Origin of the sequence: Pseudomonas sp. FP2196, from assembly GCF_030687715.1 — a bacterium.
Lineage (GTDB): Bacteria > Pseudomonadota > Gammaproteobacteria > Pseudomonadales > Pseudomonadaceae > Aquipseudomonas.
Genome location: NZ_CP117445.1, coordinates 6,198,414 through 6,212,753, shown reverse-complemented (window position 1 = coordinate 6,212,753; position 14,340 = coordinate 6,198,414). Strand labels below are relative to the sequence as shown.

At 59.9% G+C, this 14,340-nt stretch carries 12 protein-coding genes; 4 read left to right on the top strand and 8 right to left on the bottom strand.

Annotated elements, in window-relative coordinates:
* Window positions 1-45: 45 nt before the first annotated feature.
* From PSH79_RS27950 to PSH79_RS27915, 8 genes are read right to left on the bottom strand one after another with little or no spacing between them, the layout of a single operon-like run.
* Window positions 46-1,176 carry a glycosyltransferase family 4 protein gene (locus PSH79_RS27950; RefSeq protein ID WP_305440601.1) on the bottom strand — a complete coding sequence of 377 codons (1,131 nt, stop codon included), beginning with the start codon at window positions 1,174-1,176 and terminating at the stop codon, window positions 46-48.
* The gene (locus tag PSH79_RS27945) at window positions 1,177-2,307 is read right to left on the bottom strand and encodes a glycosyltransferase family 1 protein (RefSeq protein WP_305440600.1); all 1,131 of its coding nucleotides are present in this window, start codon (window positions 2,305-2,307) and stop codon (window positions 1,177-1,179) included. It abuts the gene before it with no gap.
* The gene (locus PSH79_RS27940; protein ID WP_305440599.1) at window positions 2,291-3,658 is read right to left on the bottom strand and encodes a glycosyltransferase family 1 protein; all 1,368 of its coding nucleotides are present in this window, start codon (window positions 3,656-3,658) and stop codon (window positions 2,291-2,293) included. The genes PSH79_RS27945 and PSH79_RS27940 overlap by 17 nt, the downstream gene beginning before the upstream one ends.
* Window positions 3,655-4,908, bottom strand: coding sequence for an ABC transporter ATP-binding protein (locus PSH79_RS27935; RefSeq protein WP_305440598.1), 1,254 nt, complete (start codon window positions 4,906-4,908; stop codon window positions 3,655-3,657). The genes PSH79_RS27940 and PSH79_RS27935 overlap by 4 nt, the downstream gene beginning before the upstream one ends.
* Window positions 4,908-5,705 carry an ABC transporter permease gene (locus PSH79_RS27930; protein ID WP_305440597.1) on the bottom strand — a complete coding sequence of 266 codons (798 nt, stop codon included), beginning with the start codon at window positions 5,703-5,705 and terminating at the stop codon, window positions 4,908-4,910. Before PSH79_RS27930 ends, PSH79_RS27935 begins: the two co-directional genes overlap by 1 nt.
* Window positions 5,706-7,148, bottom strand: coding sequence for a mannose-1-phosphate guanylyltransferase/mannose-6-phosphate isomerase (locus PSH79_RS27925; protein WP_305440596.1), 1,443 nt, complete (start codon window positions 7,146-7,148; stop codon window positions 5,706-5,708).
* Window positions 7,149-7,151: 3 nt separating this feature from the next.
* Window positions 7,152-8,123, bottom strand: a complete 972-nt coding sequence (gmd, locus tag PSH79_RS27920; protein WP_305440595.1) for a GDP-mannose 4,6-dehydratase — start codon at window positions 8,121-8,123, stop codon at window positions 7,152-7,154.
* Entirely contained in the window at window positions 8,120-9,034 is a 915-nt protein-coding gene (locus PSH79_RS27915; RefSeq protein WP_305440594.1) for a GDP-mannose 4,6-dehydratase, read from the bottom strand. The genes gmd and PSH79_RS27915 overlap by 4 nt, the downstream gene beginning before the upstream one ends.
* A gap of 427 nt (window positions 9,035-9,461) precedes the next feature.
* On the opposite strand from PSH79_RS27915, the gene PSH79_RS27910 reads away from it, so the two are divergent.
* Genes PSH79_RS27910 through PSH79_RS27895 form a run of 4 tightly spaced genes read left to right on the top strand, consistent with a single transcriptional unit; the run spans window position 9,462 to window position 14,294 of the window.
* Window positions 9,462-11,039, top strand: a complete 1,578-nt coding sequence (locus tag PSH79_RS27910) for a glycosyltransferase (protein ID WP_305440592.1) — start codon at window positions 9,462-9,464, stop codon at window positions 11,037-11,039.
* Window positions 11,033-12,334: a glycosyltransferase gene (locus PSH79_RS27905; RefSeq protein ID WP_305440591.1), complete on the top strand. Its 1,302-nt coding sequence runs from the start codon at window positions 11,033-11,035 to the stop codon at window positions 12,332-12,334. The genes PSH79_RS27910 and PSH79_RS27905 overlap by 7 nt, the downstream gene beginning before the upstream one ends.
* On the top strand, window positions 12,331-13,485 hold the full coding sequence (locus tag PSH79_RS27900; protein ID WP_305440590.1) for an acyltransferase: 1,155 nt from the start codon (window positions 12,331-12,333) through the stop codon (window positions 13,483-13,485). Before PSH79_RS27905 ends, PSH79_RS27900 begins: the two co-directional genes overlap by 4 nt.
* A complete protein-coding gene (locus PSH79_RS27895; RefSeq protein WP_305440589.1) occupies window positions 13,479-14,294 on the top strand; it encodes a class I SAM-dependent methyltransferase in 816 nt (271 codons plus the stop codon). The genes PSH79_RS27900 and PSH79_RS27895 overlap by 7 nt, the downstream gene beginning before the upstream one ends.
* The last annotated feature ends 46 nt before the right edge of the window (window positions 14,295-14,340 follow it).

Below are 14,340 nucleotides of genomic sequence, written 5' to 3'. Positions count from 1 at the left end.
CGCGAGCAGGCTCACTCCTGCTATGGATCTCTGTTCAAACCACATTCAGGCATAGGACAGCGATTTTTCTTCCAGCAACTCCTGATACAGCTCCGTCCACTTGCGGCCCATTTCATCGGCTGTGAATAACTGCCGGTAACGGGCCTCCGCCTTCACCCCCATCTCTGCTGCGCGCAGCGGGTTTTCCCACAGGGTGCGCATTGCCTCGCGAAATGCCTGTGGATTACTTGGCGGCACGACCAGTCCCGTCTCGTTGTGGATATTGATGTAGCTGGTGCCAGTGCCGATCTCGCTGGAGATCATCGGTTTGCCGTACATCGCGCCTTCCAGCAGCGAGATGCCGAACGCTTCGGAGCGCAGGTGCGACGGGAAGACAATCGCGTAGCTCAATTGCAGCAGCGCAACTTTGTCCTCATCCCCAAGCCGTCCGAGGAAATGAATGTTGCGCAGGCCCAGCGCTGCCGCTTGGGCGTGCAGTTCCTGCTCCAGCGGGCCGGCGCCGACGATCACTACCGGATAGTCCACGTCTTTCATGGCGTCGAGCAGGATGTGCAGGCCTTTGTAATAGCGCATGACACCGACAAACAGGAAAAACTTATCCCCAAGCTGCTGGCGCCAACGATTCATGCGCTCACTGTCGGCCTGTGGATAACCGGCCTTGTTCAAGCCGTATGGAATCACTCGGGTCTTGTTTTGGAACTGCTGCAATACATCGCTGGTGTGCAGGTAATTCGGTGAGGCCGCGACAATGCGGTCGGCGCTGGCGAGGAAGCGGTTCATCAATGGTCGGTAGAGTTTGAGCAGGTGCTTCTGGCGGATGATGTCCGAGTGATAGGTGACCACGCTCGGTTTCTTCATGGTACTGGCGAAATGCACCAGGTCCATGAACGGCCACGGAAAGTGGTAATTGACCACGTCGGCCTCGGCGGCCATCTCGCGAAACTGCTTGAACACGCTCCAGGAAAATCCGGTGGAGGCGAACTGGATGTCGAGTCTGGCCCGGTGGACTTCGTGTTGACCGAGTTGCACCACCGGCGGATTCGGGTCGGCGCTGAGGGTCAGGACCTGGCCATCGATGCCGTGTTGGGCGCCGCTTTCGCACAGTTGGAAGATCACTTGTTCGATGCCGCCGACGGAGTCAGGCAGGTACGTCTTGAAAAAATGAAGAACTCGCATTCAACCTCCCATGGCCTGGCGGTAGGCACCGGCCGTGGCGTGTGCACAACGCTCCCAGGAAAAAAGCCGTGCCTGCTGCAATCCGGCTTCTCGGCATGCCTGCCAATGTGCTTGATCGTCGATCAGTCGGCTCATCACATCACGCAATCCGTCTGCATCGTCAGCTTCAATATAGTTGCCGGCAGCGCCCGCCACTTCCGGCATGGCCGAAGAGCGGGTGATCACCACCGGTGTGCCGCTGGCCATCGCTTCCAGCACCGGCAGGCCAAAACCTTCGTAAAGCGAAGGAAAAATCAGTGCTCGGGCGCCAGCCAACAACTGCGCGACTTGTTCATCGGGCAGATAACCGAGCAGGCACACATGCCCGCTGGCCAGTGCCTGACGCAGCTCGTCGCTGAACTGTTCACGCTGCCAACCGGCCATGCCGACGATCAGCAGCGGAAAGCGCTCGCGCACCGCCTCCGGCAACAGGGCATGGGCGCGCAAGGCCAGACTCAGGTTTTTGCGCGGCTCCAGCGTACCGACACACAGAAAATACTCCCGCGCCTTGACGGCATGTGCTTTGAGCACCGCGTCGATGGCGTTCGCCGCACGCGGATGGAATCGCTCGGCGACGCCCAGTGGCGCTACCACAAAACGCTCGGCGGGCAGCCCGAAATAGTCCCGGGCTTCGTCGGCAATCGCCTGGGAGTCCGTCAGAATCAGCCGCGCCTGCTGTACGCCGACGGACAGTCGCCGCTCGATTTCCTTCAGTCGCGCTGACGGCTGAGTCTCGGGGAAATGCAGGTGGGTCAGGTCGTGCAGGGTGATCACGGTCGGCCCGTCGAAGGCCAGCGGCCACAGACTCGGCTCGTGGTACAGATCAATGCCCTGCGCGTGGCCCTGATCGAAGCGCTTCTGCTCCAGCCAGCGGCGTGCCTGATAAGCCCCGGGAATCTGCCGCAGCAGGGGCGTCAACCGCGAATAACCGGGCATGGCGGCTTCCGGCAACGCTGAACTCCAGCCCCAGCCGTGAAATAACGTCACTTCAATATCAGGTTCGCTGCGCAAGGCGTTGACCAGTTCGGCGACGTAGTGCCCGATGCCGGTGCGCGGCGCCTGGAGAATCCGAGCATTAAGGGCAATGCGCATGTTGCCTCGCTGGCGCCGCTGGCGCTTGAAGGACATTGCGCACACTGCGTTCGGCCAGTTGCAGACTGGCTTCCCGCCAGCCGATCCACTGCCAATCGGCGACATCGCGGGCAGCGGGGAACTGGCCGGTGCGCTCGAAGGTGTTGATCAGACTGGCAAGGCTCTGTGGGTCCTGCAGATCGAAGTACGCCATGAACTCGCCGCCGATTTCGCGGAACACCGCGATGTCGCTGCCCATTGCCGGCAAGCCGCGCTGCATGGCTTCCACCAGCGGCAGGCCAAAACCTTCGACAAACGATGGGAAGACCAACGCACTGGCGTGGGAATAGGCGTGTTCCAGGCTGGTGTCGTTGAGTTCGTTGAACATGAACAGACGCCGGTTCAGTTCTGGATGATTACGCACCCGGGCAAGCAGGGCTTCGCATTTCCAGCCGACCCGTCCGGCGATGCACAGCCGTGCGGTTGAACCGGCCGCCCAGGCGCGCTCGAAGGCGTCGAGCAGGTACGCGTGGTTCTTGCGCGGCTCGATGGTGCTGACCATCAGGAATACCGACTCAGGTGTGGCGAACAAAGACTTGAGGCGCGGGTCGACTGTCGTTTCGATGCTGTGCAGATCGAGTTCACTGCCCAGGTGAAAGAAATCGAACCAACGCTTGTCGGTCTGCTCGACGCCGATCCGCCGCTGCAGTTCTTCACACACCTGATCTCGCACCGTGGCGGAAATCGCCATGTAGCCATCGGCCGTGCGGGTGATCCAGTCAAACCACTCGCTGAAAACCTCGACCAGACGTGTGTCGTAAAACTGTGGGTGAGTCAGCGGGATCAAATCGTAGATCACGGCAATCATGCCGACACCGTCGCGTTTGAGCTGCTCGATGTGGGCGAAAAAATCCGAGTGCCATGACGAATCCAGCAGCACCAGTTGATCGCCCGGCAGGTGTTGTAGAGGTGAACAACGTTTGAGTAGCTGCGTGCGATTGATCTGATTGATCAGGCGCAGTGGCAGGCCGAACGCAGCGAACGCCGTCAGGCGATAGCCGACATACAGGAGCCGTCGCGCCAGTTTCGAGGTGCGGTCGGCGTCGACCCGCTGATGCCATTGCCAGAACCGATGGGCAAGGCGTTGCAGCCTTTCGCCAAAGGTCGCCAGTGCGTTGAACCCCGGGGTGTCCAACGGCGCCAGACGTGTCACTCGATAGAGTTGGCCGTTGAGCAAAATGACCGGCAAACATTCAACGCCGTCGACACTCGGCGGCAGTTGATTGATGACATTGCGCACCACCCGCTGTATTCCGGAGTTGATCCTTGGGTGTTTGAATACGTGGGTGCATTCCACCAATAATCGGCTCATGGCGCGCGCTCGGTGATCCTGGCCGGCGTATCACGAGTGATCGTGGTTTGCGCGTCCAGCCATGAACAACCGACGAAGTCTTCCTTGCGATTGTTGATCACATGGAACACCAAGCCGTAGTCACGCCATTCAAAGTTGCGGTCCAAATGTGAGTCCAGCCGCGACAGGCTCAGCGACACCGAATAATTACCCTTGCCAAGGCCCATGATGAAGGCGAAACGGTAAGTAAAACGTTCACCGGCATGCAGGTCGGTCAGCGCCTTGTTCAGACGGTGGGTGTTGATGCCGTACATCATTTGCCCCAGCCGATCCTTGAGGATGAAACCCAGTACCAGCCGCTCGATGTCCTTGCGTACTTCAACCTGTACCTCCAGCACCACCGGTTGCCCGACCTCGGCGGCGTCGATGCTGTGATCGTGTTCATCGAGCAGGCGCACGCCGAGAATCGCCGCTTCGCCGGTGCCGGAAACGGTCTGCACTTCACCACCGGCGAGCATTTCCTGGCGCACCACCTGACCTTCGCGTTCAGCCATCAGCGCGTTGTAGTAATCGAGCACGGCTTCGGGTTTACCGTACATGGCCATGCGACCGTCCTTGAGCAGGATCGCCGAGTCGCAGATCGACTGAATGGCCGAGCGGTCATGGGACACGATCAGCAGGGTTGTCCCGGCCTTGCGGAAGCTGCGGATGCGCTCGAAGCTTTTGTGCTGGAAATAAGCGTCGCCCACTGACAGCGCTTCATCAACGATCAGAATGTCCGGGCGCCGCGCGGTGGCAACGCTGAACGCCAGTCGCATCTGCATGCCGCTGGAGTAGGTGCGCACCGGGTGGTCGATGGCGTCGCCGATCTCGGCGAAGTGCTCGATATCGGGCATCAGTGCTTCGATTTCTTCGAGCTGCATTCCCAGCAACTGGCCGGCCATGATTGCGTTCTGCCGGCCGGTAAAGTCAGGGTGAAAGCCCATGCCCAGTTCCAGTAGTGCCGCCACGCGACCTTGCAGTTCGATCTTGCCGGCAGTGGGCTGCGTGGTGCCGGTGATCATCTTCAGCAAGGTGCTTTTGCCAGCCCCGTTGGCGCCGACGATGCCCACGGCTTCTCCGGGGGCGATTTCGAATTCGACGTCTTGCAGCACCCAGTGCTGGCGATGACGGATGGGTGAGAAGGGGATCAGCCACTCTGCCAGTCGGCTCCAGCGGTTGGGGTACTGTTTGTAGGCCTTGCTCAGGCCGGTCACGCGAATATGCCCCATCAGAGTTCATCCACCATTTCGCCGACGCGCTGGCGAAACAGCCGCAGCCCGATCAGGCAGAAGACCGCCCCGGTGATGGCGATCGGCAGCAGCGAACTCCAGACCGGCCACTGACCGTAGAGAAACAGGTTCTGATAGCTGCTGAACAGGTTGGTCAACGGGTTCAGTTGCAGCAGACGCTGCACCCATTCCGGCAGGATGCTGATCGGATACACGATCGGCGTCAGCCAGAACCAGAACTGCAAGCAGATGGCAAAGAGCTGTCCGACATCACGGAAAAACACATTGAGTACGCCGAGGACCATCCCCAGCCCTGCGCAGAACATCATTTGCAGCGCTATCAACGGTAACAACGCCAGCAATGCCATGCCTGGCCAGCGTCCGGTCAACAGCAAAAAGCCCAGAAACAGCCCGATGATAATGGCGAAGTTGATCCCGGCATTGATCAACACAATCACCGGCAGGCAGATCCGCGGGAAGCTGATTTTCTTCAGCAGATTTGCGTTGTCCAGAAACATGGTCTGACTGCGCAGGGTGATCTCCGAAAACAGCCCCCACGCCAGCAGGCCGGCGCAGAGGTAGACGCTGTAGGCCATGCTGTCATCCACGCCGGGCAGACGGGCGCGCATGATGTGGGAAAAAATCACGGTGTAAACAATGATCATCGACAGTGGATTGAAGATCGGCCACAAAGCACCGAACAGCGAGTTGCGGTAACGTGCTTGAAACTCTCGTTGCACGCTACCGAGGATGAATCCACGGTAGCTGTGCAGCGAGCGATACAGGGAAAGCAGCATTCAAACCGTCCTGCCGTATTGGTCTTCGAAGCGGACGATGTCGTCCTCTCCCAGGTATTCGCCGCTTTGCACTTCAATGATCACCAGATCGATCACCCCGGGGTTTTCCAGGCGATGCTTGTGGCCGGCGGCGATAAAGGTCGATTCGTTCTTGGCCACCAGCGTCGTGCCGGAGCCATTGTTGGTCACCTTGGCCATGCCTTCGACCACCACCCAGTGTTCGTTGCGGTGATGGTGCATTTGCAGGGACAACTTGCCGCCAGGTTTGACCACGATGCGTTTGATCTTGAAGCGCGGGCCTTCCTCGAGAACGGTGTAGGTGCCCCAGGGCCGGCTGACGGTGCGGTGCAGGCGATAGGCTTCGTGGGATTTGTCCTTGAGCTGCTTGGCGACGCGGCGCACGTCCTGCGCACGGTCGGCATGGGCCACGAGCACGGCATCGGCGGTGTCGACGATGATCAGGTTATCCACACCGACGGCGGCTACCAGCCGGCCTTCGCTCTGGACGAAGTTGTTGTGGCTGTCGATGAAAATCGCTTCGCCGCTGGCGCGGTTGTTGTCGGCATCGGCCGGCACCAGTGCGGCCACCGCGCCCCACGAACCGATATCGCTCCAGTCGAAACCGGCGGGCACCACCACGACTTTTTCCGAGCGTTCCATCAACGCATAGTCGATGGAAATGTCGGTGATTTCAGCGAACAGCACCGGCGACAGTTCCTGTTGCAGGCAGCCGACGGTTTCCAACGGGGCGCTGGCGGCCATGCAGGCGCGGGTCTGCTCCAGCAGTTCTGGCGCGTGCAGTTGCAGCTCGGCAAGCACGGTCGCGGTAGTGAAGCAGAACATGCCCGAGTTCCACAGGAAGTTGCCGCTCTCCAGGTAATGCGTGGCGGTTTGCAGGTCGGGTTTTTCCACGAAGCGCTGCACCTTGGCCGCGCCTTTGGCGTCCAGCGGCGCACCGGTTTCGATGTAGCCGAAGCCGGTTTCCGGGGCCGTCGGCAGCACACCGAAAGTTACCAGGTAACCGTCCCTGGCCAGATTGACCGCGTGTTCGACCGCACTTTTCAGCGCGTCCTGATTGACGATCAAATGGTCGGCGGGCATCACCACCATGATTGCGTCGTCGCCATGCAGCGCTTGCAGCGAAAGGGCAGCGGCGGCAATGGCCGGGGCAGTGTTGCGCCCGGTCGGCTCCAGCAGGAAGTGCCCGCGATGGCGCGACACGTGGGCGGCGCAGTAGTGATCCTTGCTCTGGAAGTAGTACTCGCGATTGGTCACCGTGACGATGTCGCCCCAGCCGTCCAGCAATGCTGCTGCACGCTGGTAAGTCTTGCCCAGCAGCGACTGGCCGTCGGGCAGGGTCATGAACGGCTTGGGATGGCCCTCGCGGGACACCGGCCACAAACGGGTGCCGGCACCGCCGGACAGAATCACGGGGATCAGCATGGCCTACTCCTTGGCGACGCGTTTCATGTCCGCATCCATCATCATGCGGATCAAGGTATCCAGGTCGGTTTTTGGCTTCCAGCCCAGCACGCGCTGAGCCTTGGCCGGGTTGCCGAGCAGCACTTCGACTTCAGCCGGACGGAAGAACGCCGGGTCGATCTTCACGTAGTCGCGGTAGTTGAGGCCGACGTGATCGAAGGCAATACGGCACATTTCCCGCACCGTGGTAGTGACTCCGGTGGCGACCACAAAATCGTCTGGCTTGTCTTGTTGCAGCATCAGCCACATGGCTTCGACGTAGTCGCCGGCAAACCCCCAGTCGCGCTTGGCGTCGATGTTGCCCAGGGCCAGCTCCTGCTGTTTGCCCTGTTTGATGCGGGCTGCGGCATCGGTGACCTTGCGGGTGACGAACTCGATGCCACGCAGCGGCGATTCGTGGTTGAACAGGATGCCGCTGCTGGCGTGCAGGTTGAAACTTTCGCGGTAGTTGACGGTGATCCAGTGGCCATACAGTTTGGCCACGCCGTATGGGCTGCGTGGGTAGAACGGGGTGTTCTCGTCCTGTTGCTCAGCCTGGATCAGACCAAACATTTCACTGGTCGAGGCCTGATAGAAGCGGGTGTGCGGGCTGAACTGGCGGATCGCTTCGAGGATATGAGTAACGCCCAGCCCATCGACGATGCCGGTGGTCACCGGTTGATTCCACGAGGCGGCGACGAAACTCTGCGCGGCGAGGTTATAGATTTCGTCCGGAGCCGATTGAATGACCGCACGTTGTACCGAGCAGGCATCGGCCATGTCACCGTCCAGATAGACAATATCGGCTTCGACGCCCATTTCGCGCAGGCGCCAGCGTGAATCGCTGCTGCGCCGTGCCACGAAGCCATAAACCTTGTAGCCCTTGTCGAGCAACAATTTGGCTAGATACGCGCCGTCCTGGCCGGTGATCCCTGTGATCAGTGCACTTTTTGTCATTCTTGTCGTACTCGCGTCTCCCAGTCGGACAGGATCGCCCGCAGGGATTGTTGTGTGGTGATGTCTGGCGCCCATCCTGTGGTTTTGGCCAGTTTTGCGTGGCTGCCGCAAACGCGGCGCTGATCGGCGCGACGCATGCGCGCCGGATCCTGAACCAGTTGCATCTGGACTTCGGCAAGATCGGCCAGTTGTTCGATCAGGCTGCGGATGCTTTGCTCGCGCCCCGAGCAGATGTTGTAGACCTGCCCCGGAATGCCTTTTTCCAGCAGCGCGAAGTAGGCCGATACGACGTCGCCGACATCGAGGAAATCACGCGTCACGTCGATGTCGCCGACTTCCAGTTGCGGGGCTTGCAGGCCTTGTTTGATGCGACTGATCTGGCGCGCAGCGCTGGCGATGACAAAGCTGTCTTTCTGCCCGGTGCCGATATGGTTGAACGGGCGTGCGACCAGCACCGGCCAGTGTTCGCTCAGGCCCCATTGCAGGCTGAGGAATTCCGCCGAGAGTTTGCTCACCGCGTAAGGGTTGCGCGGGCAGGGCGGTTGTTGCTCGGTGATCGGCAGATCGCTTTCGGCCACCTGGCCATAAACGTCGCCGGAGCTGACATACAGGAACGTGCCGGCAAAGCCGCGCGCCTTGAGAGCCTGCAACAGGTTGAGGGTGCCGAAAACATTGATATCGAGGGTGCGGGCCGGATCACGGAAGGCTTCGGGGACGAAGGTTTGCCCGGCCAGATGAACCACCGCGTCGGGCATCTGCGGCCAAAGGTCGCTGAGGCTGCCGGCATCCGTGAGGTCGAAGGGCGATGCGGCAGGCAACAGCTCCCACGACGAATCGGGCAAGGCCAGACGTGACTGTATATGTTGTCCCACGAAGCCACTGAGACCCGTGATGAACAGACGCTTTTTCAAACAGCGACCCCTTGGTCTTGAACTTGCGCCACTTTCCCACAGGCTTTGAGGAAAGATCTGTCAGACCAAAAGAAAAACTGGCTAAAAGACAGGCGAAGTCAGTTGTTGTAGTTGTTTGTCTTCAATCTGTGCCAATTGCACAGCAATTTCAACTGGCCAGACCGTGACTGGTCAGTTCTCGTAAGCGTAGACCGATTTATTCTCGCCGGGCGGTTCACGGATCCCCGACGGATGTGTTTAGAATGCCCCTCGTCGCCATTCCCGTCGGTTCACCGTGGGCATTGTGCGACGGGGTGAAACTGACCACTAAAACAAGAACAAAGACGTGCCTGAAGATGGAGGACGAGCGCCAGTGATGCCGACTTGATCCGACGCCGGGCCGTCATAGCATGAGGCTGCCGGGAAGGCTGCTTCATCGTGGGATGCCATGAATTTCATTCTTCACTCGGACGTCAACGACCGCTCCATCAGCCAGAGCCTGGGACGTCCCGAATACAGCTATTACTTTGTGCTCAAGGCCTATCGCCCGATACTCGAGAGTCTCGGTCAGGTGCACATTGTGTCGTCCAGCGCCGAAGTCGATCCGCTTTTTCGGCAACTGCGCGCGGCTGGCCAGGACAGCGTGTTTCTGTCGTTCACCCCTGCGCATAAAACCCCCACGGAACTTGAGTGTCCGACGATTTGCGTCGTGGCATGGGAGTTTGACTCGATCCCGGATGAGCAGTGGGACAACGATCCGCGCCATGACTGGACGCAGATGTTTGCGCGCCAGGGCCGGGTCATCACCTTGTCGAGCCACACTGCCCGAGCCATTCGCCGGGCCATGGGCGAAGACTTTCCAGTGTTGGTGTTGCCGACGCCGCTGTGGGAGAACTTTGCGGCGATTCGCGAGCAACACGTCTGTAGGCCGATCAATCCCGGCGCGGTGCTTTCCATCAAGGGCTGCATCTTCGATACCCGAACGCTCGGGTTGTCGGCCGATGCATTGCTCCCGACACCACTGACCGCCGAGCAGGAAGCAATTCTGGCCGCCGAGCTCGAGGCAGCCCGACCGCCACCGCTGACCTTCAAACGCCGCCTGATCATTGCCCGGCATTACCTGCGTCTGTGGTTGCTGAATGCAGGACGCGACTACGCACCACCGTTGCCGCGGTCGAAGTTTTTGCACAACTGGTATTGGGAAGGAGTTCGCGATCGTGTCCCGGACGTATTGCACGGCTGGCTCGAGAAACGCCTGCCGGCCATTTGCGGCCCGCAACCGGTACCGGTTATCGAACCCGAGCCGCTGAACCTGCCGGACACCTCGTCGGTGGTCGACATAGCGGTCGACGGCGTGATCTACGTCAGCGTGTTCAACCCCAAGGATGGCCGCAAGAACTGGCATCAACTGATCACCGCGTTCTGCTGGGCCTTGCGCGAAAGAGCCGATGCGACACTGGTGCTGAAGATCACCCAGAACGATCTGGCGTCGTACTACAGCGAAATGATGACCTTGCTCGCGCAGCTTTCACCCTTTGCTTGCCGGGTGGTGGTGATGCACGGTTATCTGGACGACGCGCAGTACACCAGGCTTTATGCAGCCGCCAGTTTCTACGTCAACGCTTCGCGTTGCGAAGGGCTGTGTCTGCCGTTGATGGAGTTTCTGTCCAGCGGCAAACCGGTGATCGCACCGGATCACACGGCCATGGAAGACTACATCGATGAGTCGGTGGCGCTCGTGGTCAAGTCCAGTGAAGAACTCACCATCTGGCCGCAAGACAGTCGCATCATCTATCGCACACTGCGTCATCGGCCCGATTGGGGCTCGCTGAAAAGCGCTTATGAAAGCAGCTATCGAATGGCCAAAACGCAGCCTGAGGATTACCAGCGCATGTCCGCTGCTGCGATTGCACGCATGCACGATTACTGCGCGTTCGCGCCAGTGCAAAAGCGCATGGCTGATTTTTTCGGACTTGTGCCGCGCACTCTGGATGCTGCGCCAGTGACGGATAACGCTTCATGCTGATCATCATTCATTCGGAAACCAACCAGCACACCATCGCTCAGAACCTGGGCCGTTCGGAATACAGCTACTACTTCGTGCTCAAGGAGTATCGCCCGGTACTCGAGCGCCTCGGACGCGTGGTGGAAGTGGCAGACCCGCAGGTCGAAGTCGATGCGCTCTATCTGGAGTGTCTGGCTCGGGGCGAGCCCTGTGTGTTCTTGTCCTTTTCCCCACCGCATCGCACGCCGGTGAACCTGGCGTGTCCGACGCTCCCGGTGTTTGCATGGGAATTCAGCACGATCCCCAACGAACCGTTTGCCGGTGAACCGCGTAATGACTGGCGCACCGTGCTGCACGCTTGTGGTGCTGCCATTACCCATTCCAGCTACACGGTCAACGCCGTGCGCGAAGCAATGGAGGCTGATTACCCGATTGTCGCGGTACCAGCGCCGGTATGGGATCGCTTCGCAGCCCGCGGCGCGCAGTTGCAAGGGCAGTCGCTGGTGGCTACGGTGCGGTTGAAGATCAAAGGCCTGGTGGCCGACAGTCGAAAACTGGATCTGAATGCCTTCGGCCCGATGCATTTGCGCAGTGGCAAAGGCATCGACTTTGAGGCACCCCTTACCGAGCAGGAGCTGCTGCTTGACGGTGTGGTGTACACCTCAGTGTTCAATCCCGGTGATGGGCGCAAGAATTGGGAAGACATGCTCAGCGCGTTCTGCGTGAGTTTTCGCGACATCGAAGACGCCACGCTGGTGCTCAAGCTCACGCACCACGATGCCGAAGAAGCGCTGAGCGACATCCTGCATCACCTGTACAAAAATCAGTCTTATCGCTGCCGTATCGTGCTGATCTACGGCTACCTTGCCGATCCCGACTACGAGCGGCTGGTCCAGGCCACTCGTTATGTAGTGAATACGTCATACGGCGAGGGCCAATGCTTGCCGCTGATGGAATTCATGTCGTGCGGCAAACCGGCGGTGGCCCCGCGCACCACCGCGATGATTGATTACCTGAGCGCCGAAAATGCGTTCCTGATCGAGTCGACCGATGAGCTCACAGCCTGGCCGCACGATCCGCGCAAGGCCTTTCGTACGCTGCGCTACATGACCAACTGGGCGTCGTTGTGCGCGGCCTATCGGGAGAGTTATGCCGTGGCAAAAAACGACCCGGCGCGTTATGCCCGGATGTCGGCGCAAGCGGTCAGCAGCCTGCAAGCGTTCTGCAGCCAGGCAGTCGCTGAACAGCGATTACGGGTTTTCTTTGCGCAGTTGTTCGAGCGCCGTGGTGTGACCGTGGAAATCCCCGGAGCATGAACAGCAAACGGATCATGGACATTGAGGTCCTGCGTGCGATCGCGGTGCTGGGGGTGCTGTTCCATCACTTGCAGGGCAGCCTGTTTGCCGACCCGGTGCCGCTGCTGGAAAAAATTCACGCCTGGGCCCAGCCGTGGTGGGGCGTCGATCTGTTTTTCGCCATCTCCGGTTTTGTCATCGCCCGTGGCCTGATCCCGGCGCTGCAAGGGTGCACAACCCGCCAGGAATACTGGCAACAGACGCGCAACTTCTGGCTGCGCCGGGCTTTTCGGCTGTTGCCATCGGCCTGGTTATGGTTGGCTCTGATGCTGCTGGCGTGTGTGTTTCTCAATCGTTCGGGTGCGTTCGGTTCGCTGTACGCCAACCTGCAAGCAACGCTGGCGGGTGTGTTGCAGTACGCCAACTTCCGTTTCGCAGACAGCTTCTTTCACTATGAGTACGGCAGCAGCTTCGTCTACTGGAGCCTGTCACTGGAGGAGCAGTTCTACCTGCTGTTTCCGCTGTTGATTCTGCTCTGTCGCAAGCATCTGGTCTGGGCATTGCTGGCGCTGGTCGCCGTGCAGATTTTCACGATGCGCACGCCATTGCTGATGGCCGTGCGCACCGACGCCCTGGCTCTCGGCGTGCTGTTGGCAATGTGGAGTGCGCAGCCGGGTTATCAGCGCTGGCAGCCGACGTGTCTGCGCAGGCCCTGGGTCGGGATTTTGGCCTTGATCGCTACCGGTTTGCTGATGAGTTTCATGGCTACCGACCGGTTCACCTTCGCCAATTACCGCCTCGGTTCGATCGCGCTGCTCAGCGCGGTGCTGGTCTGGATTGCTTCTTACAATCGCAACTATCTGTTGCCCGCCGGCCATGCGCAACGGGTGATGGCGTGGATCGGCAGCCGCTCCTACGGCATCTATCTGGTCCACATTCCGGCCTATCAACTGGTGCGTGAACTGATTTTCCGGTTACAGAGCGCCGGTCTGCCAAGCCCTGCCGGCCATCCGATTCTGACGCTGGTAATCGCTTTCGGCCTGATCGCGCTGCTCAGCGAACTCAATTACCGTTTCATCGAAATGCCTATGCGCAACCGCGGCGCAGCACTGGTCAAACGCCTCGGTACGTCACCCACCGCCGTCCCATCCTCTGGAGCCACCTCATGCTGAGCCTTTTGAAGAAACTCACGGCGGCGACGTCTGCACAGCCTTCCGTTGCGGTCGCCGAGAAGACTGATCCGTACATGCTCGGCCTGCACGACGCGATGCTCAGCGGCTGGTTCAACCAGGCAACCGGCGAGCTGTTCACAGGCTTTCCCGTGAGTGCTGACGACACGCTCCTGGATGTCGGCTGCGGTGATGGTGGCAACGTGCATTTCTGCGGTATGCGTGGGGCGAAGATCATCATTGCCGACATCGACGGCGCCAAGGTCGAGGCGACGCGTCAGCGACTGAGCGACACCCCGGCGCGCGATATCGAATGCCATGTCACCGATTGCAATCCGTTGCCGATTGCCGACGCGACAGCGACCCGCGTGGTGTCCACCGAAGTCATTGAACACGTCGACGACCCGGCGCAGTTTCTCGCCGAGCTGGTGCGCGTCGGCAAGCCAGGCGCGTTGTACCTGTTGAGCGTGCCGCACCCCAGCTCCGAAGACCTGCAAAAAGACATCGCGGCGCCGGAGTATTTTCAGAAACCCAACCACATCCGGATCATCAGCGAAGAGCAGTTCAAGTCCATGGTCAGTGAGGCCGGCCTTGAGATCATCAGCCACAGCCAGTACGGCTTTTACTGGTCGATGTGGATGTTGTTGTTCTGGGAAGCCAAGGTCGATTTCAGTAACCCTGATCATCCACTGCTCAATCATTGGGCCGACACCTGGCAAGCGGTGCTGGACTCGCCACGCGGGGCGCAGATCAAGCAGGCGCTGGATGCGGTCGTGGCGAAAAGTCAGGTGATCATCGCCCGCAAGCCTTGAAGCTTTTGCAACTGAGTTTTGTGTAACCTTGCAGCCCTGTGCTGTC